This window comes from Sphingomonas sp. PWP1-2, assembly GCF_049898305.1.
GTDB lineage: Bacteria > Pseudomonadota > Alphaproteobacteria > Sphingomonadales > Sphingomonadaceae > Sphingomonas > Sphingomonas glacialis.
Map to the genome: position 1 here is coordinate 76013 of NZ_JAFCXM010000005.1, position 24409 is coordinate 100421.

Consider the following 24409-nt stretch of genomic DNA (forward strand, 5'->3'; position numbering starts at 1 on the left):
TTCTCTCTCCCCGTGGGCGGACTGTTGCCGCCCTGCAACGCGCTGTAGCTGTTTGCGCAATCGTTTGCAATTTCCGCTTGCAATCGTTTGCGCGAAAAGTTTAGGGCCGGTGCGAGCCGAATAAACGGCCTTACCGTTTCAGGAGAGTGATATGTTGAAAGGGCGCACCCTTTTTCTCGCCACCACCGCAATGATGATCGGCACCCCGGCATTCGCGCAGCAGGCGGCGCCAGCGGCCGATGCACCGGCCCCCGTCCAGAGCGACGCCGAAGCGTCGAACAAGGACGACATCATCGTCACCGCCGTGGCGCGCGGGCAGAACCGCCTTAACAGCTCGGTCTCGGTCAGCTCGCTCAATGCCGACGCGATCGCCAACGCCGCGCCGCGCTCCGCCGCCGAACTGTTCCGCAGCCTGCCGGGCATCCGCTCGGAATCGTCGGGCGGCGAGGGCAATGCCAACATCGCCGTGCGCGGCCTGCCCGTCGCATCGGGCGGCGCCAAGTTCCTGCAGCTGCAGGAAGACGGCCTGCCGATCCTCGAATATGGCGACATCGCCTTTGCCAACACCGACATCTTCCTGCGCACCGACTTCAACGTCGCGCGCGTCGAGGCGGTTCGCGGCGGTTCGGCCTCGACCTTCGCGTCGAACTCGCCCGGCGGCGTCATCAACCTCATCTCCAAGACCGGCGAGCAGGAAGGCGGCTCGATCCAGGGCACCGTCGGGCTCGATTACGGCGAATATCGCCTCGATGCCGATTATGGCGGCAAGCTGAGCGATACGCTGCGCTTCAACGTCGGCGGCTTCTACCGCGTCGGTGAAGGCCCGCGTCGCGCCGGCTATGACGGCAACAAGGGCGGGCAGATCCGCGGCAACATCACCAAAACCTTCGATCGCGGCTTCTTCCGCCTCAACGTCAAATATCTCGACGACCGCGCGATCGCCTATCTGCCGAGCCCGGTCCGCGTGAGCGGCACCAACAGCGACCCGAAATATAGCTCGCTGCCCGGTCTCAGCGCCAACAACGACACGATCCACAGCATCTACTTCACGCGCGCAGTGACGCTCGACGGTGCCAACAATCGCGAGGTCGACGACATTCGCGACGGCATGCATCCGGTGGTCAAGGCGATCGGGTTCGAAACCGAGTTCGAAGTCGCCGACGGCTGGAAGGTCAGCGACAAGTTCCGCTATTCGGACATTTCCGGGCGCTTCATCTCGCCGTTCCCGGCAACCGTCGACACGGCGCAGAACCTCGCCAACGCGATCGGTGGCCCAGGGGCGATCGTGAGCTATGCCAATGGCCCCAATGCCGGCCAGCTCTATGCCAACCCGACGACGTCGAACGCGATCGGCGTGGTGCTGTTCAACACCAAGCTCAACAGCCTCAACAACATTACCAACGATCTGCGCGTCAATCGTCGCTTCAACACGGGTGATGGGACGATCGATTTCTCGGCCGGCTTCTACAAGTCGCGCCAGACGATCAATGTCGACTGGACCTGGTCGTCGTACCTGCTCGACGCGAAGGGCGATAACGCCGCGCTGCTCAACGTCCGCACGGCGGCGGGCGCATCGCGCACCGACAATGGCCTCGTCGCCTATGGCGCATCGTACTTCGGCAATTGCTGCCGCCGCAGCTACAATGTCGATTACGACACCAACGCGCCGTTCGCCTCGATCGGCTATACCGGTGGCGGCTTGAACATCGATGCGAGCATTCGCTATGACAGCGGCAGCGCACGCGGCTTCGTCGTCGGCGATGGTCCGACGACGAGCTTCGACGTCGACGGCAACGGGACGATTTCCTACCCCGAGACGCAGACCACGGTGATCCCCGTCAACCGTCCGCAGCCGGTCAACTACAACTTCCACTATGCGTCCTATTCGTTCGGCGCGAACTACCGGCTGGCGAGCGATCTCTCGATCTTCGCGCGCTACAGCCGCGGGGGTCGCGCCAATGCGGATCGCTTCTTGTTCAATTCGAACAACGTCAGCCCGACCTCGGGTCTGCTCCAGCCAGGCGCACGGCCGGTCGACTTCGTCCGCCAGGCCGAAGCCGGCGTGAAGTACAGCAATGGCGGGTTGAACCTGTACGGCACGGCGTTCTGGGCCAAGACCGCCGAGCAGAATTTCGAAGCGACCAGCCAGAAGTTCTTCGACCGTACCTACCGCGCCTATGGCCTCGAGCTCGAGGGCAATTATCGCGTCGGCGGATTCAGCCTCGCGGCGAACGGGACCTTCACCAAGGCGAAGATCATCAGCGACAACGTCACGCCTGCGGTCATCGGCAACCGTCCGCGCCGCCAGGCCGAGTTCGTCTACAAGATCACGCCGCAATACACGACCGAGCTGTTCACGCTCGGCGCGAGCGCGATCGGGACGACGTCGAGCTATGCGCAGGACACCAACCAGCTGAAGCTGCCGGGCTTCACGCAAGTCAACGCGTTCTTCAGCGTGCGTCCGATCGCGCGCGTGCAGGTCTCGATCAACGCCAACAATGTGTTCAACACCAAGGGCTTCACCGAGGCCGAGGAAGCCGCGATCCCCGCGAACGGGATCGTCCGGGCGCGTTCGATCAACGGCCGTACGATCTCGGCTGCGGTCAAGCTCGACTTCTGAACCGACCGCCCCGGGCGCGCGACGTGCGCCCGGGGCGTTTTTTGAGTGACCTGATGGGTAGCCCTGTATGACAACGATCTGGTCTCGCGATGCCGTGGCGGCGATCGCGCACCGCCCGATTCCCGAAGTCCCGCGGATTGCGGCGCAGAGCAGGGCGCCGGTGCTGCCGGGCCATGACCTGTGGGATTACTGGCCGGTGCAGGAGCGCGACGGGCGGACGGCCGAGATTGCCGGCGGTGCGCTCCAGATGCTGCTGTCCGCACCCGTTCTGCCCGACCCCGAATCGCGCCACGGGCTCGCGCGCATCCGGTTGATGCACGAGACGCCGCACGGCTGGCGCGATCTCGGCGATCTGCTGCCCGACGGCTTTGCGCCGGGCAGCCGCGAATGGTCGGGCTCGGCGATCGTCACGCCCCAGCATGACCGCGTGACGCTCTATTTCACCGCCGCCGGGCATCGCGGCGAGGCCGAGCCGAGCTTCGACCAGCGTTTGTTCGAGACCAGCGCGACGCTGTCGATTGCGGACGGTGTGCCACGGCTGGCGGACTGGTCGGTTCCGGTCGAATCGGTCGCGGCCGACGGGCAGATCTATTCGCGCGACATGACCGGCGGCGGCGCGATCGGCACGATCAAGGCGTTCCGTGATCCGGCGTGGTTTTGCGATCCGGCCGATGGTGCCGAATATCTCGTCTTCGCCGCCTCGCTCGCGCAGTCTTCCTCCCCATGGAATGGCGCGATCGGGGTGGCGCGGGGCGGGGGCGGACAGTGGACGCTCGAGCCCCCGCTGATCACCGCCGACGGAGTGAATAACGAGCTCGAACGGCCGCACCTCGTCCACTCCGACCAGCGCTATTATTGCTTCTGGTCGACGCAGCGTAAGGTGTTCGCGGATGGCGGCCCATCGGGTCCGACCGGGCTGTACGGCATGGTCGCCGAGCACCTTGCCGGGCCGTGGACGCCACTCAACGGAACGGGGCTGGTCTGCGGCAATCCGCCCGATGCGCCGATCCAGGCGTATAGCTGGCTCGTGCTGGGCGACCTCAGCGTGATCAGCTTCGTCGATCGGCCGGGGCTGACGGGCGACCCGGTCGATGTGGCGGAAGCGCGCCGCGCCTTCGGCGGAACGCCCGCAGCTCCGTTCCGCATCGTGCTCGACGGCAATCGCGCGACGCTGGCGTGAGCGGGTGACAGCGCTGCGGGTAGAGCCGGGCAGCGGCGACGTGGCGGCCAGGATTCCGCCCAAAAAGCGGTGGCATTGCCGGCGTGTGACCAAGGTTTTCGGACTCGCGGCCCGCACCGATCGCGTCGCCGCACCACTTCGTGGGACGCAAGCGCTGGCGGCGAGGATCGTTCCGTTGACGAGCGGGTTCGTAATGTGGCAGGGACGCGTCCATCAACGGACTTGCTTCAGGACCACGTGCAGCGGCACGTCGGCTTCGTCGGCAACGGTGTTGCATTGCGGGTGTAGCTCAATGGTAGAGCAGAAGCTTCCCAAGCTTACGACGAGGGTTCGATTCCCTTCACCCGCTCCACGCATTTCCTGACAGTCATGCGCGGTAGCGGCTCGGCTTTCCATCGTGGGTCGATCGCGGCTATGTCCCCTCGCGCGGTCGGTACGACCGTTTTGCAGCACATACGGGATGGTCGAAATGCCCCTAGAGACGGTATCCGAAACACGCGCGCATGGTGGGACGCAGGGCGTCTATCGGCACGATTCGACGCAGACCGGGACGCCGATGACGTTCAGCGTGTTCGTTCCCGATCACGCGCCGGGCGATCGGCTTGCGGTCTTGTGGTATCTCTCGGGGCTGACCTGCACCCAGGCGAACGTCACCGAAAAGGGTGAGTATCGTGCGGCCTGTCGCGAGGCGGGAATCATTTTCGTCGCGCCCGATACATCGCCGCGCGGGGAGGGCGTTCCCGATGATGCCGAGGGGGCGTACGATTTCGGGCTCGGCGCGGGCTTCTATGTCGACGCGACGCAGGCGCCGTTCGCGCAGCATTACCGCATGGCGAGCTATGTTACCGACGAGTTGCCAGCGCTCGTTGCCGCCAATTTCCCGGTCGACCTCGACCGGCAGTCGATCACCGGGCATTCGATGGGCGGGCATGGCGCGCTGACGCTCGCGCTGGCGCGGCCGGGGCGGTATCGCTCGGTCTCGGCGTTTGCGCCGATCGTCGCGCCGAGCCAGGTGCCGTGGGGGCAGAAGGCGCTGGCGGGGTATCTTGGCGACGATCGCGCCGCGTGGCGCAAGCATGACGCGGTCGCGCTGATCGAGGATGGCGCGCGCGTGGCGGCGCTGCTTGTCGATCAGGGCGATGCGGATGCGTTTCTTGAGAACCAGCTGCGGCCCGAATTGCTCGAGGCCGCCTGCGCTGCCGCCGGGATCCCGCTCGAGCTGCGGATGCAGCCGGGGTATGACCACAGTTACTACTTCATCTCGACCTTCCTTGCCGAGCATGTCGCCTGGCACGCGCGCCATTTGGCGCGCTGAAGCCTAGGACAGCCGCTTCGGCAGCCCGCCATTGGTCTTGACGAGGTCGATCACCGAATCGCCGCTTTCGCCATGTTGAGCGTGAAGTCCGTCATCGTACAGGCCGCTGATGGGGAGCCTGTAGCGTAGGCCGCACCCTCCGGCGCAGGACGCGATCTCGCCGCGGCCGCGCAGAGCGTGGTGAGTCCGCGGAGGCTATCCCCGACGACGCCGCAGATCCGCTCGACGCCGGCGAGTTCGAGCGTTTTGGCGAAAAGATCTGCGAGCGTCGTCTTGGACTTGGTCGGTCTGCGCAAGCCGGGCAGGGCTCAGCGGCGCGCGGGCTGCCAGACATAGCCGGTGCCGCGCTTCACGATCTGCCCGACGCCGGGGAAGGGGAAGTGCGGGGAGAACACGCGCTCATGGCTTGCGGCAAGCTGCGCGAGCGTCGCTTCGCGGCGGATCACGCCCTGCTTGGCGTCGGTGTCGTACGCGATCACCCATTCGGGCTTGGCGAGCGAGACGATCGCGCTGTGCGCGCTGTCGCCGATGTCGAGCAGGCGCTCCTTGCCCGAGACGATCTCATAGCCCGAATGGCCGGGGGTGTGGCCGGGCAGCGGGATCGCGCGGATGCCGGGCACGACCGACGCGCCGGGGGTGAAGGTCTGCACCTTGGGCGTGATCGCGGCAGCCAGCGCGGCATTGTCGGGCTTGCTCTTGAGGAACGCCCATTCGGCCGCGGCCATGCGGATCGTCGCATTGGGGAAGGCAAGGCCGCCGTCTGCGGTGAGGAGGCCGCCGACATGGTCGCCGTGCGAATGCGTGATCAGCACGTCGGTGACCTTGGCGGGATCGACGCCTGCCGCGGCAAAGCTCCTGGGCAGCGCTCCGCCGACCTTGGGTCCGAGCCCGGTGTCGATCAGCACGGTGTGCCCCGGCAGCTCGACGAGCAGCGCGTCGACACCGAGCGGCAGCGCATCGGTGGGGGCGCCCGCCTGGCGCAGCACCGCCGAGACGGCGGGGACGCCGACTTGCGGGCCGAACACGCTCGCATCGTTGGGCACGGCGTTGATCATGTCGCGCAGCGCGACGACTCGGATGCTGCCGACCTTGAACGCGGTGGCCGCGGGGCCGATCGGGACTGGGCCGGCAAGGGCGGAGCTGGCGCCGAGCAGGGCGAGCGCGGCAGCGAAAATCGATTTTACGGGCATTCGGGAGTCCTCGTGACAGAAGAGCAACGATCCTGGATCGGCGCGGGTGTAACCCGTGGCGGGTTTTGCTGGTTCCGCTTGGTAGGGGGCAATCGGCATCGATTGGACAATCGCGCAGCTACCGCTTTCTAACGAGCCACGCTATGCGCGGTGGTAACACGAGAAACTAAGAGAGGTCGATCATGAACCAGATGGATTTCGCGCTGGGCGAGACGGCGGACATGATCCGCGACACGACACAGCGCTTCGCGACCGACCGGATCGCGCCGATCGCGGCAAAGGTCGATGCCGAGGACTGGTTTCCGCGGAGCTTGTGGCCCGAAATGGGTGCGCTCGGGTTGCACGGCGTGACGGTTGCCGAAGAAGATGGCGGGCTCGGGCTCGGCTATCTCGAGCATGTCATCGCATGCGAGGAAGTATCGCGCGCGTCGGCGTCGGTCGGCCTCAGCTACGGCGCGCATTCGAACCTGTGCGTCAACCAGATCGCGCGCTGGGCGAACCCTGCGCAGAAGGCGAAATATCTCCCCAAGCTGATCTCGGGCGAGCATGTCGGCAGTCTTGCCATGTCCGAGGCGGGCGCCGGATCGGACGTCGTCGGGATGAAGCTCAAGGCCGACAAGGTGCAGGGCGGCTATGTGCTCAACGGCACCAAATTCTGGATCACCAACGCGGCCTATGCCGACACGCTCGTCGTCTATGCCAAGACGGGCGAGGGCTCGCGCGGGATCACGACGTTCCTGATCGAGAAGGACATGCCGGGTTTCGCGATCGGGCAGAAGATCGACAAGATGGGGATGCGCGGTTCGCCGACCGCTGAGCTCGTCTTCACCGATTGCGAGGTTCCGGAAGAAAATATCATGGGCCCGGAGAATGGCGGCGTCGGGGTGCTGATGTCGGGGCTTGATTACGAGCGCACCGTGCTTGCGGGAATCCAGCTCGGAATCATGCAGGCGTGCCTCGACGTGGTCGTGCCGTACGTGCGCGAGCGGCGGCAGTTCGGCAAGGCGATCGGCAGTTTCCAGCTGATGCAGGCGAAGGTCGCCGACATGTATGTCGCGCTCAATTCGGCGCGCGCCTATGTCTATGCGGTGGCGCGCAGCTGCGATGACGGGCGGACGACGCGCTTCGATGCGGCAGGCGCGATCCTGCTCGCGAGCGAGAATGCCGTGAAGGTCGCCAACGAGGCGGTGCAGGCGCTGGGCGGGGCGGGCTATACCAAGGACTGGCCGGTCGAGCGCTATTATCGCGACGCCAAGCTGCTCGATATCGGCGCGGGAACCAACGAGATCCGCCGGATGCTGATCGGCCGCGAGCTGATCGGCAACGACGCGCCCGTCGCGCAGTAACCCACAACCGTCATCCCGGCCTTGTGCCGGGATCCACCGTGGCGTTGGCGTTACAATCGCCAGCTATGCGGCACGGTGGATGCCGGGACGAGCCCGGCATGACAGGGTTTGGGGGGGGGGGGGAGAAGCCCCCCCTTTTACCAGACGTGAACCCGCGCACCCGGCGCGAGGTACAGCTTGTCGCTCGGCTGCACCTTGTACGCCGGGTACCAGGCGTCGAGGTTGCGCACCGTCAGCACGCGGAACATCGCCGGCGCATGGACGTCGGTCGCGATCCGCGCGCGCAGCGCCTTGTCGCGCATCTTGGTCCGCCAGCTCTGCGCGAACGCCAGGAAGAAGCGCTGGTCGCCGGTCATCCCGTCGATCACCGGCGGCTCCTTGCCGCCGTACGACGCGCGATACGCTTCGTACGCTGCGGTAAGGCCGGCGGTGTCGGCGATGTTCTCGCCGAGCTCCTGCTTGCCCTTGAGCTTGAGCCCGGGCAGCGCCTCATAGGCATCGTATTGCGCCGCGAGCGCCGAGCCGGCCTGTTCGAAGCGCGCGAGATCCGCCGGCGTCCACCAGTTGCGATACTTGCCGGTCGAATCGAAATCGGCGCCGAGATTGTCGAAGCTGTGGCTGATCTCATGCCCGATCACCGCGCCGATCGCGCCGTAATTGGCCGCCGCATCGTATTTCGCGTCGAAATACGGCGCCTGCAGGATCGCTGCAGGGAAGTTGAGCGCGTTCTGCAGCGGTAGATTGACCGCGTTCACCGTCTGCGGCGTCATCCACCATTCGGTGCGGTCGGGCGCCTTGCCGAGCTTGCCGATCTGGTAGCGATAGATCGCCAGATCGGCGCGCTCCAGATTGCCGATCGGGTCCTTCGCGTCGACCGCGAATTTGGGGAAGGCGCGCCAATGGTCGGGATAGCCGACGCCGACATAGAGCACCGACAGCTTGCGCCGCGCCTCGGCCTTGGTGCCGGGGGTCATCCAGTCGAGCTTCTGGATGCGCTGGTCGAACGCGCCGACGATGTTCTTGACCATCGTCTGGATCTCGGCCTTCGACTGCGCCGAGAAATAGCGCGCGGCGTAGAGCCGGCCGACCTCGTCGCCGAGTGCCGCATTGACCGCCGCGATGCTGCGCTTGTCGCGCGTCTGTTGCGCGGGGGTGCCGTTGAGCTGCTTGCCGTAGAAGGCGAAGCGCGCATCGTCGAACGCCTTGGGGAGCACCGAGGCTGTCGCGGTTATGCGGTGCGCGGTGAGCCAGTCCTGCCAGTCGGCGAGCGGCTCGCTTGCGACGAGGCCCGAAAGCTTGGTGATGGCGTCGGGCTGCCAGGCGATGAAGTCCTGCTGGCCGGCGGGGATGCCTGCCGCTGCCCAGTACGCTGCCCAGTCGAGCCCCGGAGCTTTCCGCGTAAAGTCGGCGCGGGTCCAGGGATTGTCGCCCTTGCTCGCGTCCTGGCTTGCCTCGATGTCGGTCTGTGCGGCGGCGATCTTCATCTCGAGCGCGAAGACGCGCGCGGCGCGGGTCGCCGGATCGCTGAGGCCGGCCAGGCCGAAGATCTGCGTGAGATACGCCTTATAGCCCTCGCGCAGCTCGGCCATTTGCGGGCTCTGCGACAGATAATAATCGCGATCGGCGAGGCCGAGGCCGCCCTGCATCAGATAGGGCGTGTTGCGCTTGGGCTGGTTGAGATCCTGCGAGACGAACAGGCCGAACAGATTGGTCGTGCTGGCGTAATTGTTGTTGTTGAACGGGTCGGTATCGGCACGCATCTGCGCGCCCATCACCTTGGCCAGCGCCGCCTTGTCGCGCAGCGCGTAATATGGGGCGATGAGCGCCTTGAGCGGCGCGACCCCGCGCGCTTCGATCGCAGCGGTGTCGTTATACGCGGCGTAATAGTCGGCGATCAGCCGCTGGCTGGTGCCCGGTGCAGCATTGCCCTTGGCGGCGTCTTCGATGATCGCGGCGTTGCGCGCTTCGGCCACCTTGGAGACCTCGACGCCGACACCGGTCGACGAGCGGGCTGGCTCGATCTCGGCGGTCTTGCGCCACGTGCCATTGGCGTAATCGTCGAAATTGTCGCCCGGCTTGACGCTCTTGTCGATCAGCGCCGGGTCGACGCCCGATTGCGTGCCGATCATCTGCGCCGCGACGCCGGTGGCGATCGCCGAGCTGGCGAGCAATGCGATCGAAAGGACGGAGAAGCGTTTCATCAGGATGTTTCCTCTGCAACTATCGGCTTTGCGTCGCGGTATACGCGCTCCGTCGCGTCTGCCAATCGGCTTTCCTTCGTCGGCGCGGATCGCTAGGCAGTTTCATATGCAACGGATACCGCAAGCAGGAAGCCCGCTTTGAGCGCCCCCGTCCTCGACACCAAGCTCACCGCCGATGGCGAGACCTTCCGCGCCAATGCGGCGCACAATCGCGCCTTGGTCGAGCGCTTGCGCGCCGACGTCGCGCAGGCGGCTCGTGGCGGCACCGAGAAGAGCCGTGAGCGCCATACCGCACGCGGCAAGCTGCTCCCGCGCGAGCGCGTCGAGCGGTTGCTCGATCCTGGCTCGCCCTTCCTCGAGATCGGCCAGCTCGTCGCCAACGGGCTGTACGACGACGAGGTGCCGGGTGCTGGCGTGATCGCCGGGATTGGGCGCGTCTCGGGACGGCAGTGCATGATCGTGTGCAACGATGCGACGGTGAAGGGCGGGACCTACTACCCGCTGACCGTCAAGAAGCATCTGCGCGCGCAGGAGATTGCCGAGGCGAACATGCTGCCGTGCATCTACCTCGTCGATTCGGGCGGCGCGAACTTGCCGCACCAGGCCGAGGTCTTCCCCGACCGCGACCATTTCGGGCGGATCTTCTTCAACCAGGCGAACATGAGTGCCAAGGGCATTCCGCAGATCGCCTGCGTGATGGGCTCGTGCACCGCAGGCGGCGCCTATGTGCCGGCGATGTCGGACGAGACGATCATCGTGCGCGGGCAGGGGACGATCTTTCTCGCCGGGCCACCTTTGGTGAAGGCGGCGACGGGCGAGGTGATCTCGGCTGAGGAGCTGGGCGGTGCGGATACGCATGGGCGGCGCTCGGGCGTGGTCGATCATGTCGCCGAGAATGACGAACATGCGCTGACGATCGTGCGCGATATCGTCTCGACGTTGCAGCCGCAGTCTGGCGCTGCCGTGAACCTGAAGGAGCCGCGGCCGCCAAAGTTCGACGCCGAGGAGTTGTACGGCATCGTGCCGAGCGACGTGCGCGCGCCGTACGACGTGCACGAGATTATCGCGCGGTTGGTCGACGGGTCCGAGTTTCACGAGTTCAAGGCGCTCTACGGCACGTCGCTGGTCTGCGGTTTCGCGCATATCTGGGGGATGCCGGTTGCGATCCTCGCGAATAATGGCGTGCTCTTCTCGGAGAGCGCGCAGAAGGGCGCGCATTTCATCGAGCTCGCGTGCCAGCGGCGCATTCCCTTGCTGTTCCTGCAGAACATCTCGGGCTTCATGGTCGGCGGCAAGTATGAGGCCGAGGGGATCGCCAAGCACGGCGCCAAGCTTGTCACCGCGGTGGCGACGGCGAGCGTGCCGAAGATCACCGTGCTGATCGGCGGTAGCTTCGGCGCGGGCAATTACGGCATGTGCGGGCGTGCCTATTCGCCGCGCTTCCTGTTCTCCTGGCCCAACAGCCGTATCTCGGTGATGGGCGGCGAGCAGGCGGCGTCGGTGCTGGCGACCGTGCACCGCGATGCCGATGGCTGGAGCGACGAGCAGGCCGAGGCGTTCAAGGCCCCGATCCGCCAGAAATACGAGGACGAAGGCAATCCCTGGTATGCCACCGCACGGCTGTGGGACGACGGCATCATCGACCCGGCGCAGACCCGCGACGTACTCGGCCTCGCCTTCGCCGCGACGCTCAACGCGCCGATCCCCGAGCGCCCGGCGTTCGGCGTGTTCCGGATGTGATGGCCGATCCGACCCTCATCCTTCCCCATTTCGCGAGACCTTAAGGAACCTTTATGTCCCTGATCTTCGCTCTCCTGCTCGCCGCCCAGATGGGGTCGCAGACGACCCCCGTTCAGCCGATCGTCAAGGGCACCGGCCTGCCGCCCCCCGGCACCGAGGAGGCGCAGGTGATGGCGCCGGTCAACGCGCTGCTCGCCGGCATCGCCGCGCGCGATGCGGCGGCGATCGGCCAGGCGCTGCGCAGCGATGCCACCGCAACCGCGGTCGCCGAGCAGGCCGACGGCACGCGCAAGATCACGCATTCGACCCGCGAGCAGTTGCTCGCGCGCTTCGCCCCCGGGCCCGAGCGCTATGACGAGCGGCTCGGCACGCCCGCGGTCGAGATCGACGGCGATATCGCGATGGTGTGGAGCCCGTACACCTTCCGCATCGACGGCAAGCTCCACCATTGCGGCTACGACCATTTCGACCTGGTGCGCGAGGGCGGTAGCTGGAAGGTCCAGAATCTGACCTGGTCGTCGCGCACGACGGGCTGCGAAGGATGACCTACCTCCGTCGCCCCGGCGCAGGCCGGGGCCGCTGTGCGTGGGCGCGCGGCGGTTCTCTTATCGTAACGGCCCCGGCCTGCGCCGGGGCGACGGATAGACACGCATGATCCAGTCTTTGCTCATCGCCAATCGCGGCGAGATCGCCTGCCGCATCATCCGCACCGCGCGCGCGATGGGGGTGCGGACGATCGCGGTCTATTCGGATGCCGACGCGAAGGCGCTCCACGTCCGGCAGGCCGATGAGGCGGTGCATATCGGGGCGTCGCCGGCGCGCGAAAGCTATCTGGTGGGCGAGAAGATCATCGCCGCAGCGAAGGCGAGCGGGGCGGAGGCGATCCACCCGGGCTACGGCTTCCTCTCGGAAAATGCCGATTTCGCGCAAGACGTGATCGACGCCGGGATCGTCTGGGTCGGCCCCAACCCCGACAGTATCCGCGCGATGGGGCTCAAGGACGCCGCCAAGGAGCGGATGATCGCGGCGGGCGTGCCGGTGACGCCGGGCTATCTCGGCGCCGACCAGTCGCCCGATCGGCTGGCGGCGGAAGCGGCCGCGGTCGGCTATCCCGTGCTGATCAAGGCGGTCGCGGGCGGCGGTGGCAAGGGGATGCGGCGCGTCGACGATCCCGCCGACTTCGCCGATGCCTTGGTGTCGTGCCAGCGCGAGGCGGCGTCGTCGTTCGGCAACACCGACGTGCTGATCGAGAAATACATCCTGAGCCCGCGCCATATCGAGGTGCAGGTGTTCGGCGACATCCACGGCAATGTCGTCCATCTGTTCGAGCGCGACTGCTCGCTTCAGCGCCGCCACCAGAAGGTGATCGAGGAAGCCCCTGCGCCGGGGATGGACGCGATCACGCGCGAGGCGATCTGCGCCGCGGCGGTCAAGGCGGCCAAGGCGGTCGACTATGTCGGCGCGGGCACGATCGAGTTCATCGCCGATGCGAGCGAGGGCCTGCGCGCCGACCGCATCTGGTTCATGGAAATGAACACGCGTTTGCAGGTCGAGCATCCGGTGACCGAGGAGATCACCGGGGTCGATCTGGTCGAATGGCAGCTGCGCGTCGCAAGCGGAGAGGCGTTGCCCAAGCGGCAGGAGGAACTCAGTATCGAGGGCTGGGCGATGGAAGCGCGGTTGTATGCGGAGAACCCGGCGACCGGGTTCCTGCCGTCGACGGGCACGCTCGAGCATTTGCGGCTGCCGCGCTTTGCTCGGATTGAAACAGGGGTCGAGGAAGCGGGCGAGGTGTCGCCCTTCTACGATCCAATGATTGCCAAGATCGTCGTCCATGCCGAAGATCGGTCGGCAGCGATCGCCGCCTTGTGGGACGCGACGAGCGATGTCGAGGTGTGGCCGGTCCGCACCAACGCGGGTTTCCTTGCGCGCATCTGCCAGGACGCGGACTTCCGCGATGGCACGATCGACACCGGGCTGATCGAGCGGCGCGGCGACGCGTTGACGATCCCGCCCGCGCCGCAGCCGGCACATCTGCGCGATGCGGCGGCGGCGCTTGCCGCGCGGCCCGCGCACGGCGTGTGGGACGACGCGATCGGGCTGCGGCTCAACGCGCCGTCACGCTCCGAGACGCGGATCGTCGATGATACCGGGGGCGTCCATGTCGTCGCCGACCTGATGATCGATGACGGTCCGCCGCAGGAGGAGGTCGTCAGCTTCTACCTCGGCGAGGGCCGCAGCTATCGCCTCGACCAGCCGCGGGGCACGGCGACCGGCGCCGCTGCCGACGGCGCGATCCTCTCACCGATGCCCGGCCGCATCATCGCGGTCGATGTCGCGGCGGGGGACAGCGTTACCAAGGGCCAGAAGCTCGTCACGCTCGAGGCGATGAAGATGGAGCACAGCTTGACCGCGCCGTTCGACGGCACCGTCGCCGAGCTCAACGTCGAGGTCGGCGGACAGACGCAGGAAGGCGTCGTGCTCGCGCGGTTGACGCGTGCCGATGCCTGAGACGCAAGGCGCGCTCGCCGGGGTCAAGGTGCTCGATCTGTCGCGCGTGCTCGCCGGGCCGTGGGCGACGCAGATGCTGGGCGATCTCGGCGCCGAGGTGCTCAAGATCGAGCAGCCCGGGCAAGGCGACGATACGCGCCGCTGGGGGCCGCCCGCGCTCGCCGATGATTCGGGCGATTCGGCCTATTACCTCTGCGCCAATCGCAACAAGCGTTCGCTTGCGATCGATCTCGCGCAGCCCGCGGGCGCCGATCTGATCCGCCGGCTCGCCGCGCAGAGCGACGTGCTGGTCGAGAATTTCCGCGTCGGCGGGCTCGCCAAATACGGGCTCGATTATGCGAGCCTCGCCGCGATCAATCCGCGGCTGGTCTATTGCTCGATCACCGGCTTCGGGCAGGACGGGCCGTACAAGGACAAAGGCGGCTACGACTTCCTGATCCAGGCGATGGGCGGGCTGATGAGCGTCACCGGCGAGGCCGACGGCCCGCCGATGAAGGTCGGCGTGCCGATCGTCGACCTGTTCACCGGCACCTATGCGACCGTCGCGATCCTCGCCGCCTTGCGCCACCGCGATGCGACGGGTCAGGGGCAGCATGTCGATTGTGCGCTGCTCGACACGCAGCTGGCGATGCTGTCGAACCAGGCGTCGAACTGGCTCAACGGCGGCACGGTGCCGGTGCGGCGTGGGAACGATCATCCCAACATCGTGCCGTATCGCGATTACGAGACCGCCGATGGCGCGATCGTCGTCGCGCTGGGGAACGACCGGCAGTTCCGCGATTTCCTGCGCGTGCTGGGGTTGAGCGATCTGGGCGACGATCCGCGCTTCGCCAGCGTGGCGTTGCGCAGCGAGCATCGCGACGCGCTACACGCGCATCTCGCGCCGGCGGTGGCGCAGTGGGGCTCGGACGATCTTATCGCGGCGATGGAGGCGGCCAAGCTCCCTGCGGGCAAGGTCGCGGGGTTGCCCGAGATCTTCGCCGATCCGCAGGTCGCGCATCGCGAGACCGTCAAGGCGATGGCGCGTGCCGATGGCACGCCGCTGCAAGTCGTCGGCTTTCCGGTGAAGCTGTCGGAAACGCCCGCCAGTTACGACCGCGCGCCACCGCGCGCCGGGGCGGATACGCGCGAAGCGCTGGCGGGGGCTTTGGGGCTGTCCGAGGACACGCTCGATGCGTTGGCGGCAGCGGGCGTCATCGCATAACCGACGCTGTTCCCGGGCGAAGGCCGGGGCCCAGTTGCGAAGGTTGGAGTGATCGCGCGCAGCACTTCGGTATCGGCGCCTCGCTCCTGGGCCCCGGCCTTCGCCGGGGTGGTGGGAACGAGGGGTGTCGGTCAGCGCTTAGCGGCCCTTGAACAACCCGCCGAGCACGCCGCGCACCAAGCTGCCAACGATTCCGCCCGCGGCACCGCGCGAGGAGCCGAACACCGCCTTCGACACTTCGTTGGCGACCTGCCGCCCGACCGCCGAACTTGCCGAGCGCGTCGCCGAGGTGATCGCGCGGTTCCACGGCGAGTTGGCGGCGGCCTTGGCTTCCGCCGCGGCTTGCTGCGCCTGCAGCCGCGCCTGACGATCCGCCTCGCGCTGATCGGCGACGCGCTGACGCTCAGCGTCTTTGGCGGCGACCGCGTCGGCCTTGGCCTGTGCTGCAGCCGCCCTGTCGGCTTCGGTCTTCGCCTTGGCTTCGGCGGCCGCCGCGGCGGCTTCCTGTGCCTTGGCGCCGAGCATTTCCTCGGCCGACTGGCGATCGACCAGCGTGTCGTATTTGTTGCCGACCGGATCGGTCGAGACCATCACGCCGCGCTCGACTGCGGTGACCGGCCCGACGCGTGAGGCGGGCGGGGCGATCAGCGTGCGCTGGACGGGGGAGGGGGATCCATCAGGGAGCAGCAGCGAGACGAGCGCCTCGCCGACCTTCAGCTCGGTGATCGCGGTCTCGACATCGACGCCGGGGTTGGCGCGGAAGGTCGTCGCCGCCGAGCGCACCGCGGCCTGGTCGCGTGGGGTGAAGGCGCGCAGCGCGTGCTGGACGCGGTTGCCGAGCTGGCCCGCGACAGTATCGGGAATGTCGATCGGGTTCTGCGTGATGAAATAGATGCCGACGCCCTTCGACCGGATCAGCCGCACGACTTGCTCGATCTTCTCGAGCAGCGCCTTGGGGGCAGCGTCGAACAGGAGGTGCGCTTCGTCGAAGAAGAAGCAGAGCTTGGGCTTGCCGGGATCGCCGACCTCGGGGAGGTGTTCGAACAATTCGCTCATCAGCCACAGCAGGAAGGTCGAATAGAGCTTCGGGCTCGCCATCAATTTGTCGGCGGCCAGCACGTTGACGATGCCGCGGCCCTTTTCATCCACCCCGATGAAATCGTCGAGATCGAGCGCGGGTTCGCCGAAGAAATGCTCGCCGCCCTGGCTGCGCAGCTGGAGCAGCGCGCGCTGAATCGTGCCGATCGATTGCTTCGACACGTTGCCGTAGGTGGTGGTGAGCTCGTCGGCGCGCCCCGCGCAATCGACCAGCATCGCCTGGAGATCGTCCAAGTCGATCAGCAGCAACCCGTCCTTGTCGGCGACGTGGAAGGCGATCGTCAGCACGCCTTCCTGGACTTCGTTGAGGTCCATCAGCCGCGATAGCAGCAGCGGACCCATCTCGGAAATGGTGGTACGGATCGGGTGGCCCTGTTCGCCGTACAGGTCCCAGAACTGCACTGGCGTGTCGGCATAGGCCCAGGCGTCGTCGCCGATTTCCTTGGCGCGCGCGGCGAAAATCTCGTGGTTCTTGGCGGTTGGCGAGCCCGCCATCGCGAGGCCCGAAAGGTCGCCCTTCACGTCGGCAACGAAGCACGGGACACCGGCGTGTGAAAAGCCCTCGATGATGCCCTGGACGGTGACGGTCTTGCCGGTGCCGGTCGCGCCCGCGATCAGGCCGTGGCGGTTGGCGCGCTTGAACTCGAGCTGCTGCGGGTTCGCGCCGCCGGGGCCTGCGCCGATGAAGATGCTGGTGGTGTCGGTCATGCGGCCTCGCGAAGTTTCGGCGCGAACTATCGCGCGAAAAGCGGGCCAACGGAAGCGCCTTTAGCCCCTCCCCATCAGGGGAGGGGCGCATCCCGTTACCTTACTTCTTGAGCTTCACGCCGATGAAGAATGCCGGCTGACGCCCGCGCACCACATAGAGCGCCACCTGCGAGCGGCCCGCGGCCTTGGCCTGCATCACGATCGACCCCAGCGCCGCCGGGGTCGCGACGGGCACGCCGTTGGCCGAGACGATCACGTCGCCGCGCTTGAGGCCCTTGGCGCCGGCATCGCTTGCCGGATCGACCATGCCGATCACCACGCCCGACACCGACGAATCGATGCCGAAGGTCCGCGCGATCTGCGGGGTCAGCGTCGCGACCGTCACGCCGAGCGGGTTCGACGCCGCCTGGCCAGCGGTCGGCGTGTCGCTGTCGTCCGACATGTCGCTATCGGCATCGGCATTCGCCTTGGCGAGCAGCGCATCCTCCGAAGGACGCGTGCCGATCGTCGCGATGATCGTCTGCGGGCGGCCCTGGCGCACGATGTCGAGCGGGACGCGCGTGCCCGGCGTCACGTTGGCGACGAGATAGCTGAGCGACTGGTCGGGGTTCACGTCCTTGCCGCCGACGCGCAGCACGATGTCGCCGACCTTGAGGCCCGCCTTGTCGGCCGGCTGGCCCGGCTCGATGCTGCGCAGCAGCTCGCCCTTGTTCTTGGCGAGGCCGAACGAGGAGGCGAGATCGTCGTCGATCGGCTGCGGGCCGACGCCGAGATAGCCGCGCGCGATCTTGGTGCCCTTCATCAGTTTCTCGATGACGGGCTTGGCGTCGGTCGCGGGGATCGCGAAGCCGATGCCGATATTGCCGCCGCCGGTGCTGCCGAGGATCTGCGAGTTGATGCCGATCACGTTGCCGTTGAGATCGAACATCGGGCCGCCCGAATTGCCCTGGTTGATCGCCGCATCGGTCTGGATGAAGCGGTCATAGGCGCCCGCGCCAGTCACGCGGTGGAGCGACGAGACGATCCCCGCGGTCACCGTGCCGCCGAGGCCGAACGGGTTGCCGATCGCGACAATCCAGTCGCCGACGCGGGCCGCATCCGAATCGCCGAACTTGACGAACGGGAGGTTCTTCGCGTCGATCTTGAGCAGCGCCAGATCCGAAGTTGGATCGCGGCCGATCAGCTTGGCGACATATTCCTTGCGGTCGGTCATCGTGACGGTGATCGAGTCGACCGTCGCGCCCTTCGCGCCTGCAGCGACGACGTGGTTGTTGGTTACGACATAGCCGTCGGGCGAGATGATGAAGCCCGAACCGAGCGAAGTCGCCTCACGGGTGGTAGGAGCAGCGCCGCCCTGGCCCTGCTGCTGGCCGAACAGACCCTCGAACGGGGTGCCGGCGAACGGATTGGCGGGCTGCGCCTGGGTGATGTGCTGGCTCGTCGAGATGTTGACGACCGCAGGCTGGAGCTTGGCGACGAGATCGGCAAAGCTCATCGGCGCGCCGGGGCGGGGCGCGGCGGCGGCCATCACGGCGGGTTCGTTCTGGGCGGTCTGCGCGCCCCCGGCGGATGGCAACGCGATGGCAGTGGCGGTCCCGCTGAGCAGCAGGGCGGCGGTGATGGCGTAGGCGTAGCGCACTAGGGTCGTTTCCTCTCGTCTACCAATTGGCAGCAACGCGATAGCTGTTAGCCATGGTTGCTGAACGGCGATTGAATATCAACGGCTGGCGGGCCGTTACGGGGCCGTCGAATCACCGACGACCCTGGAATTCCTTCAAATAGGCATTGTCGGGCGACAGCACCAAGCTCGTCGAGCCCTTGCCGTCCTGCGCGAAGGTGTAGCGATACGACTGCATCGCACGGTAGAAGTCGTAGAACTCGGCATCCTTGTTGAACGCCGCCGCATAGATCTGCGCCGCCTGCGCATCGGCCTGCGCCGAGATGATCTGCGCGGTCTGCGCGCCCTGGGCCTGGATCGTCAGCGCCTGCTGGTGGCGCGCGGTACGCATACGGTTGAGCGCGCTGTCGAACGGCGTTCCGGTCGGCAGATCGGCATGCTTGATGCGGACGTCGACGATCTGCACGCCATATTGCGACGCGAGCCGCTGCAGCCCTGCACGGATGTTGCCCATCACCTGCGTGCGCTCGGGGCTGAGCAGCGCGGCGAAGGGCCGGCGGCCGAGCTCGTTGCGCAGCGAGGAGCTGAACAGCGGCTGGAGCTGATCCTTGATGCGCTGCTCGGTGACCGAGGTGCTGCCGGTCGAGATCACCGCCTTGAGCGGATCGACGATGCGGAAGCGCGCATAGGCATCGACCTCGAGCCGGGTCTGGTCGGTCGAGAGCACGGGTTGATTGTCGAGCTCGACGTCGAGCACGCGCTTGTCGACCCAGACGAGCCGGTCGATGAACGGCACGCGGAAGTTGATCCCCGCGCCGGTGCGACCGAACACCTCGTTCGGGCGGTATTCGTTGATCGTCGCGACCGGCTGCTGGAAGCGCAGGATCACCGCCTGGCGCGTCTCGGGAACGATCGCGACCGAGCTGGCGGCGACGATCAGCAGCAGCAGCGCGACGATGCCGAGCGTGATCGGATTGCGGAGCAAAGTGCGGCTCACTGTGCGGCTCCCTGGGCTGGCGCGGCGGGCACGGCGTCGGGCAGGCGCTTGGCGATCCCGGGCAGCGGCAGATACGGCACGACGCCGGGGGCCTGGATGATCGTCTTATCGGATTTGGACAGAACCTGCTCCATCGTGTCGTAATACATGCGCTTGCGCGTCACGTCGGGGGCGAGCTTGTACTGGGCGTAGATCACGTCGAACGCCGCGGCCTCGCCCTGCGCCTTGGCGAGCACCTGCTGGGCATAGCCACGCGCTTTGCTGATATCGCTCTGTGCCTGCTGCTGCGCGGCGGAGACTTCTTTGAACGCGTCCGACACCTGCGCCGGCGCCTGCGCGCCGCGGATCGCGACACCCTGGATGCGGATGCCGGCGTTATAGCCGTCGAGAATCTCCTGCATCGATTGCTGGACCTTGACCTCGATCGCGTTGCGCCCGCTGCCGATCGCGTCGTCGAGCGTCGCGGTGGCAACCGCCGCCCGCATCGCACTCATCGCGGTCGCGCGCAGCGTGCCGCGCGGATCGGCGATCTGGAAGGCGAAGTCCTGCGGGTTCGAGATCTGCCAGCGCACCGAATAATCGAGATCGACGATGTTCTGGTCGCTCGTCAGCATCAATTTGTCGCTTTCGGAGCCGCCATCGCCTTCATCGGGGAAGGTCTCGGTATTGATCGCCGCGACATCGACCTTGGCGACATCGACGAACGGCGCGGGGAGCGTCATGCGGATGCCGGGGTCGAGCGTCTCGGAATAGCGGCCGAGGAAGGTCACCACGCCGCGCTGTTGCGGCCCGATCGAATGGAAGCTTGTGAGGATGATCCAAGCGACGACGATCACGCCGACTGCGATCAGCCACAGATTGGTCGCGCTCGGCGCGCCGGGGATGCGCGGACGCCCACCACCGCCGAAGCCGCCGGGGCCGTTGCCGCCGCCGCGCGCACGCTTGAGGAATTCGTCGAGCGCGCTTGGCGCAGCCGTCGTGCCGCGCGGTTTGCCGCCGGGGGGCTGCGCCCAGGGATTGCGCGGGCCGCCGCTCTTGTCGTCATCGCCGCCACCAGCGCCGCCGCTGCCCCACGGGCCCTTGCCATCGGCGGATTGGAGGGAGGGGCGTGAAAACCAGCGCGATAGGATCGTCATGCAACCTTTATAGGGGCGGCTCGCGACGAAAAACAGTGGCAAGCGTGTCCATGACGCCTATCTGGCGCGCATGACCGATCCGATTTCGCGCGATGCCGCACTCAACGCCGCCCTTTCGCTCGTCGCTGGCACCCGCGCGACGGGCCGAATCGAGGACGCCCGTGCGAGCGTGATCGTCGATGTGAGCGGACTCGATGCCGCCGATCACGGCCCGCTCGAAGACGCGGTGCGCCGCGCAGCGGGCTTGGTGGCGGGGGTCGAAACGGTCCGCGTCGCGCTGACCAGCCAGCGCCAGCAGCGCGTGACGATCGCGGTCGGCAGCGGCAAGGGCGGGGTCGGGAAGTCGACCGTCTCTGCCAACCTCGCGATTGCCTTGCAGCAGGCGGGGCGGCGCGTCGGGTTGGTCGATGCCGACATCTACGGACCTTCGCAGCCGCGGCTGATGGGCGTCGCCGATCTCAAGCCGACCGCGCACAACAAGGTGCTCAACCCGGTGCAGACGCCGTTCGGCGTGCCGATGCTGTCGATGGGGATGCTCGTCACCGCCGATCAGGCGATCGCGTGGCGCGGGCCGATGGCGGCGGGCGCGCTGACGCAGATGATGGACGCCAATTGGGGCGCGGCCGACACGCTGGTGATGGATTTGCCGCCCGGCACCGGCGACGTCCAGCTGACGATGATCCAGAAATACCGGCCGACCGGTGCGGTGATCGTCTCGACCCCGCAGGATCTCGCGCTGATCGACGCGCGGCGGGCGATCGATTTGTTCGTCAAGGCGGGCGTGCCGATCATCGGCCTGATCGAGAATATGGCGGGCTATGTCTGCCCGTCGTGCGGCGACGTGTCCGATCCGTTCGGCACTGGCGGCGCGGAAGCGGCGGCGAAGGAATTGGGGCTGCCCTTCCTGGGGCGCATCCCGCTCGACATCCGCGTGCGCGTTGCCTCCGACGCTGGGCAGCCGCCAGTCACCGGGAACGGCCCCGAGGCGGTGGCGTTCAAGCAGATTGCCGGCCACGTTGCCGGCTGGATTGCCAACGCCCAAGGGGGACATGCTTGATGCCGATCACCAGCGATAGCGAGCTTCGCACCCTGCTCGAAGAAACCCGCACGATCGCGCTGGTCGGCGCGTCGGACCGGCCCGATCGCCCATCCTACCGCGTGATGCGCACGCTCCAGGAGCACGGCTATCGCGTGATCCCGGTCAACCCGCAGATCACCGGCGAGCATCTCCACGGCGAGTTCGTGTTTCGCGACCTGTCGCAGATCGGCGATCCGATCGATCTGGTCGACATCTTCCGCAATTCCGCCGCCGCGGGCGACGCATGCGACGAAGCGATTGCGGCGGGGGCCAAGGCGGTGTGGATGCAATTGGGCGTGGTCAACGAAGCCGCCGCGGCGCGGGCCGAGGCGGCCGGGCTCAAGGTCGTGATGGACCGCTGCCCCGCGATCGAGCTGCCGCGCTTGGGGGTCGCCAAGATCGCCTGAAATTCGCCATGATTGCAGCGGAGTATCGGGTTCATGATGCTGCTGCTCCTCGCCGCGCAAGCCGCGACCCCCGCCGTGCCCGCCCCGGCGGCGCCGACGGCGTTCTCGATTCTGCAGCCCGTTGCGAGCGAGCCGTGCACGCGGCGCGGCAAGGCGGTCGATCCCAACGACATCGTCGTGTGCGGCAAGCCGCTGCCGTCGCAGACGTTGCCCTATCCCAAAGAAGTCGTCCTCAATCGGCCCAAGCCGTCGAATCCCGACATGACCGGGATCGGCGCGATGGCGGTCGAGGACAGTTCGCCGTGCGCGACGATGCAGCGTGGCTGTGCCGGCGGCGTGCAGTTCTTCGAGGGCGGGACGCAAATCGTGCGGCTGATCCAGAAGGTCGTCGCGCCCGACAGTTGCTGCGAGCGACCGGGCGAGGCGAAGGATTTCATGATGCTCGCCGGCGACGTCGCGCACGGGGTCGGACGGGTGTTCAAGAAGAAGCCCGACAAATCGGGGCGCGTCGCGATCGCGCTCGATGATACGCCGCATAAGTCGGTGATTCTGCCCTGAGAGCAGTGGCCCCCACCATCGTCGTCACCCCGGGCTTGTCCCGGGGTCCACCGGGCCGCACGGACGACGAGAACAGCATTGGCGTCACGGTGGACCCCGGGACAAGCCCGTGGTGACGGTCTCTTGCTCAGGGACCGGAGGAATTTTACCCCAGGATATGCATCCACAACGGCTGCCCGACCAGGCTCTGCGACCCGCGCAGCCGCTCGAGCGCTTGCGCCACGCTGCGCTCTGGGCCTTCGTGCGTGACGATCGCGACCAGCACCGATCCGTCGGCATGAGCGCCGCGCTGCATCAAGCTCTCGATTGAAACGCCCGCATCGCGCATCGCCGCGGCGATCTCGGCGAGCACGCCGACGCGATCGGCGACGGTGAAGCGGACATAGGCGCGCCCGCGCCGTTCGCCGGCATCGGCCGGGCCCTGCGCGGTCAAGGCATCGGCGGGCATCGCGAAGGCGGGGCCGAATTCGCCACGCGCGATGTCGATCAGGTCGGCGACGACGGCACTTGCGGTCGGCCCATCGCCCGCGCCCGCGCCTTGGAACAGCAGCCGCCCGACGAAATTGCCCTCGGCGACCACTGCATTGGTCGCGCCGGTAACGTGCGCGAGCGGATGGCTGACCGGCACGAGATGCGGATGGACGCGCTGGAACAGCCCGGCCGGCCCCGCCTCGGCGAGCCCGAGCAGCCGCACGCGATAGCCGAGGGCCGCCGCCTCGGCGATGTCGGCGGCGAGCACGTGGCGAATGCCGGTCGCCGCGACGTCGCCGAAAGCCGGCTGCGTGCCGAAGGCGAGGCTGGCGAGCAGCGAGAGTTTGTGCGCGGCGTCGACGCCGTCGATGTCGAAGCTCGGATCGGATTCGGCGAACCCGAGCGCCTGCGCCTCGGCGAGCACGTCGGCGAAGTCGCGCCCCTCGGCCTCCATCTTCGACAGGATGAAATTGCACGTCCCGTTGAGGATGCCGTAGACGCGCTCGATCTCGTTGGCGGCGGCACCTTCGCGCAAGCCCTTGATCACCGGAACGCCGCCCGCGACCGCCGCCTCGAACTTGAGCGCCACGCCCGCCGTTTCGGCAGCGCGCGCGAGCTCGAGCCCGTGATGCGCGAGCATCGCCTTGTTGGCGGTGACGAAGCTCTTGCCCGCGCCAAGCGTGGTGCGCGCGAGCGTGAGCGCGGGGCCGTCCGACCCGCCGACGAGCTCGACCACGACGTCGACGTCGGCATGCGCGAGCGCCGTCGTGTCGTCGACCCATGCGAAGCGGCTCATGTCGACGCCGCGATCCTTGCTGCGATCGCGTGCCGAAACCGCGACGATCTCGATCGGCCGCCCGGCGCGGCGTGCGATCAACGCGCCGTTGGTGTCGAGCAAGCGGATCACGCCGCCGCCGACGGTGCCGAGCCCGGCGAGCGCGATGCGGAGCGGTTTGGTCATAGCAGTCACACCTTCGTCTCCCCGGACTCGTTCCGGGATCCCCCGATCAGCGCGCGCCGATCGCCGATTG

Annotated in this window: 18 protein-coding genes and 1 tRNA gene; 12 read left to right on the top strand and 7 right to left on the bottom strand. The window is 67.2% G+C overall.

What is annotated here, in order from left to right:
• Positions 1–151: 151 nt before the first annotated feature.
• The 4 genes from ACP7C5_RS13645 to fghA all read left to right on the top strand — a co-directional run bounded on the left by ACP7C5_RS13645 (position 152) and on the right by fghA (position 5115).
• On the top strand, positions 152–2620 hold the full coding sequence (locus ACP7C5_RS13645) for a TonB-dependent receptor domain-containing protein (RefSeq protein WP_426264677.1): 2469 nt from the start codon (positions 152–154) through the stop codon (positions 2618–2620).
• A 67-nt stretch (positions 2621–2687) separates the two neighbouring features.
• Complete coding sequence (locus tag ACP7C5_RS13650; RefSeq protein WP_426264678.1) at positions 2688–3800, top strand: glycoside hydrolase family 68 protein; 1113 nt, start codon at positions 2688–2690, stop codon at positions 3798–3800.
• Positions 3801–4078: 278 nt separating this feature from the next.
• Positions 4079–4152, top strand: a tRNA-Gly gene (locus ACP7C5_RS13655).
• Between the two features lie 117 nt (positions 4153–4269).
• Positions 4270–5115 (top strand): S-formylglutathione hydrolase, encoded by an 846-nt coding sequence (fghA, locus tag ACP7C5_RS13660; RefSeq protein WP_426264679.1) that lies wholly within the window; start codon positions 4270–4272, stop codon positions 5113–5115.
• 308 nt (positions 5116–5423) lie between these two features.
• Here the strand turns inward: fghA and ACP7C5_RS13665 are convergent, their stop codons facing one another.
• On the bottom strand, positions 5424–6305 hold the full coding sequence (locus ACP7C5_RS13665; RefSeq protein ID WP_426264680.1) for an MBL fold metallo-hydrolase: 882 nt from the start codon (positions 6303–6305) through the stop codon (positions 5424–5426).
• A 182-nt stretch (positions 6306–6487) separates the two neighbouring features.
• Between ACP7C5_RS13665 and ACP7C5_RS13670 the strand changes: the two genes are divergently transcribed.
• The gene (locus tag ACP7C5_RS13670; RefSeq protein ID WP_426264681.1) at positions 6488–7651 is read left to right on the top strand and encodes an isovaleryl-CoA dehydrogenase; all 1164 of its coding nucleotides are present in this window, start codon (positions 6488–6490) and stop codon (positions 7649–7651) included.
• A 137-nt stretch (positions 7652–7788) separates the two neighbouring features.
• Here ACP7C5_RS13670 and ACP7C5_RS13675 read toward each other — a convergent pair whose 3' ends face one another.
• On the bottom strand, positions 7789–9852 hold the full coding sequence (locus ACP7C5_RS13675) for a M13 family metallopeptidase (RefSeq protein ID WP_426264682.1): 2064 nt from the start codon (positions 9850–9852) through the stop codon (positions 7789–7791).
• Between the two features lie 138 nt (positions 9853–9990).
• Here ACP7C5_RS13675 and ACP7C5_RS13680 point away from each other — a divergent pair, with 138 nt between their 5' ends.
• From ACP7C5_RS13680 to ACP7C5_RS13695, 4 genes are all read left to right on the top strand, one after another.
• A complete protein-coding gene (locus ACP7C5_RS13680) occupies positions 9991–11592 on the top strand; it encodes a carboxyl transferase domain-containing protein (RefSeq protein ID WP_426264683.1) in 1602 nt (533 codons plus the stop codon).
• A gap of 53 nt (positions 11593–11645) precedes the next feature.
• Positions 11646–12137, top strand: coding sequence for a nuclear transport factor 2 family protein (locus tag ACP7C5_RS13685; protein WP_133187075.1), 492 nt, complete (start codon positions 11646–11648; stop codon positions 12135–12137).
• Between the two features lie 106 nt (positions 12138–12243).
• Complete coding sequence (locus ACP7C5_RS13690; RefSeq protein WP_426264684.1) at positions 12244–14103, top strand: acetyl/propionyl/methylcrotonyl-CoA carboxylase subunit alpha; 1860 nt, start codon at positions 12244–12246, stop codon at positions 14101–14103.
• Positions 14096–15307 (top strand): CaiB/BaiF CoA transferase family protein, encoded by a 1212-nt coding sequence (locus ACP7C5_RS13695; RefSeq protein ID WP_426264685.1) that lies wholly within the window; start codon positions 14096–14098, stop codon positions 15305–15307. Before ACP7C5_RS13690 ends, ACP7C5_RS13695 begins: the two co-directional genes overlap by 8 nt.
• Before the next feature lie 138 nt (positions 15308–15445).
• Here ACP7C5_RS13695 and ACP7C5_RS13700 read toward each other — a convergent pair whose 3' ends face one another.
• The 4 genes from ACP7C5_RS13700 to hflK all read right to left on the bottom strand — a co-directional run bounded on the left by ACP7C5_RS13700 (position 15446) and on the right by hflK (position 20864).
• The gene (locus ACP7C5_RS13700; RefSeq protein ID WP_426264686.1) at positions 15446–17113 is read right to left on the bottom strand and encodes a helicase HerA-like domain-containing protein; all 1668 of its coding nucleotides are present in this window, start codon (positions 17111–17113) and stop codon (positions 15446–15448) included.
• A gap of 100 nt (positions 17114–17213) precedes the next feature.
• Complete coding sequence (locus tag ACP7C5_RS13705; RefSeq protein ID WP_133187083.1) at positions 17214–18752, bottom strand: Do family serine endopeptidase; 1539 nt, start codon at positions 18750–18752, stop codon at positions 17214–17216.
• A gap of 112 nt (positions 18753–18864) precedes the next feature.
• The gene (hflC, locus tag ACP7C5_RS13710; RefSeq protein ID WP_133187085.1) at positions 18865–19728 is read right to left on the bottom strand and encodes a protease modulator HflC; all 864 of its coding nucleotides are present in this window, start codon (positions 19726–19728) and stop codon (positions 18865–18867) included.
• On the bottom strand, positions 19725–20864 hold the full coding sequence (hflK, locus tag ACP7C5_RS13715) for a protease modulator HflK (RefSeq protein WP_133187087.1): 1140 nt from the start codon (positions 20862–20864) through the stop codon (positions 19725–19727). The genes hflC and hflK overlap by 4 nt, the downstream gene beginning before the upstream one ends.
• A gap of 70 nt (positions 20865–20934) precedes the next feature.
• On the opposite strand from hflK, the gene ACP7C5_RS13720 reads away from it, so the two are divergent.
• The 3 genes from ACP7C5_RS13720 to ACP7C5_RS13730 are packed head-to-tail and all read left to right on the top strand — an operon-like array spanning position 20935 to position 22907.
• Complete coding sequence (locus ACP7C5_RS13720; protein ID WP_426264687.1) at positions 20935–21921, top strand: Mrp/NBP35 family ATP-binding protein; 987 nt, start codon at positions 20935–20937, stop codon at positions 21919–21921.
• Entirely contained in the window at positions 21921–22349 is a 429-nt protein-coding gene (locus ACP7C5_RS13725) for a CoA-binding protein (RefSeq protein WP_426264688.1), read from the top strand. Before ACP7C5_RS13720 ends, ACP7C5_RS13725 begins: the two co-directional genes overlap by 1 nt.
• A gap of 33 nt (positions 22350–22382) precedes the next feature.
• Entirely contained in the window at positions 22383–22907 is a 525-nt protein-coding gene (locus tag ACP7C5_RS13730; RefSeq protein ID WP_189676763.1) for a hypothetical protein, read from the top strand.
• Positions 22908–23052: 145 nt separating this feature from the next.
• Here ACP7C5_RS13730 and ACP7C5_RS13735 read toward each other — a convergent pair whose 3' ends face one another.
• A complete protein-coding gene (locus ACP7C5_RS13735; RefSeq protein WP_426264689.1) occupies positions 23053–24339 on the bottom strand; it encodes a homoserine dehydrogenase in 1287 nt (428 codons plus the stop codon).
• Between the last annotated feature and the right edge of the window lie 70 nt (positions 24340–24409).

Bases quoted from the DNA above. Each gene is read 5' to 3' on its own strand.
- ACP7C5_RS13645 (WP_426264677.1), top strand. From the start codon at position 152: ATGTTGAAAGGGCGCACCCTTTTTCTCGCCACCACCGCAATGATGATC.
- ACP7C5_RS13650 (WP_426264678.1), top strand. From the start codon at position 2,688: ATGACAACGATCTGGTCTCGCGATGCCGTGGCGGCGATCGCGCACCGC.
- fghA (WP_426264679.1), top strand. From the start codon at position 4,270: ATGCCCCTAGAGACGGTATCCGAAACACGCGCGCATGGTGGGACGCAG.
- ACP7C5_RS13665 (WP_426264680.1), bottom strand. From the start codon at position 6,305: ATGCCCGTAAAATCGATTTTCGCTGCCGCGCTCGCCCTGCTCGGCGCC.
- ACP7C5_RS13670 (WP_426264681.1), top strand. From the start codon at position 6,488: ATGAACCAGATGGATTTCGCGCTGGGCGAGACGGCGGACATGATCCGC.
- ACP7C5_RS13675 (WP_426264682.1), bottom strand. From the start codon at position 9,852: ATGAAACGCTTCTCCGTCCTTTCGATCGCATTGCTCGCCAGCTCGGCG.
- ACP7C5_RS13685 (WP_133187075.1), top strand. From the start codon at position 11,646: ATGTCCCTGATCTTCGCTCTCCTGCTCGCCGCCCAGATGGGGTCGCAG.
- ACP7C5_RS13690 (WP_426264684.1), top strand. From the start codon at position 12,244: ATGATCCAGTCTTTGCTCATCGCCAATCGCGGCGAGATCGCCTGCCGC.
- ACP7C5_RS13695 (WP_426264685.1), top strand. From the start codon at position 14,096: ATGCCTGAGACGCAAGGCGCGCTCGCCGGGGTCAAGGTGCTCGATCTG.
- ACP7C5_RS13700 (WP_426264686.1), bottom strand. From the start codon at position 17,113: ATGACCGACACCACCAGCATCTTCATCGGCGCAGGCCCCGGCGGCGCG.
- hflK (WP_133187087.1), bottom strand. From the start codon at position 20,864: ATGACGATCCTATCGCGCTGGTTTTCACGCCCCTCCCTCCAATCCGCC.
- ACP7C5_RS13720 (WP_426264687.1), top strand. From the start codon at position 20,935: ATGACCGATCCGATTTCGCGCGATGCCGCACTCAACGCCGCCCTTTCG.
- ACP7C5_RS13725 (WP_426264688.1), top strand. From the start codon at position 21,921: ATGCCGATCACCAGCGATAGCGAGCTTCGCACCCTGCTCGAAGAAACC.
- ACP7C5_RS13730 (WP_189676763.1), top strand. From the start codon at position 22,383: ATGATGCTGCTGCTCCTCGCCGCGCAAGCCGCGACCCCCGCCGTGCCC.
- ACP7C5_RS13735 (WP_426264689.1), bottom strand. From the start codon at position 24,339: ATGACCAAACCGCTCCGCATCGCGCTCGCCGGGCTCGGCACCGTCGGC.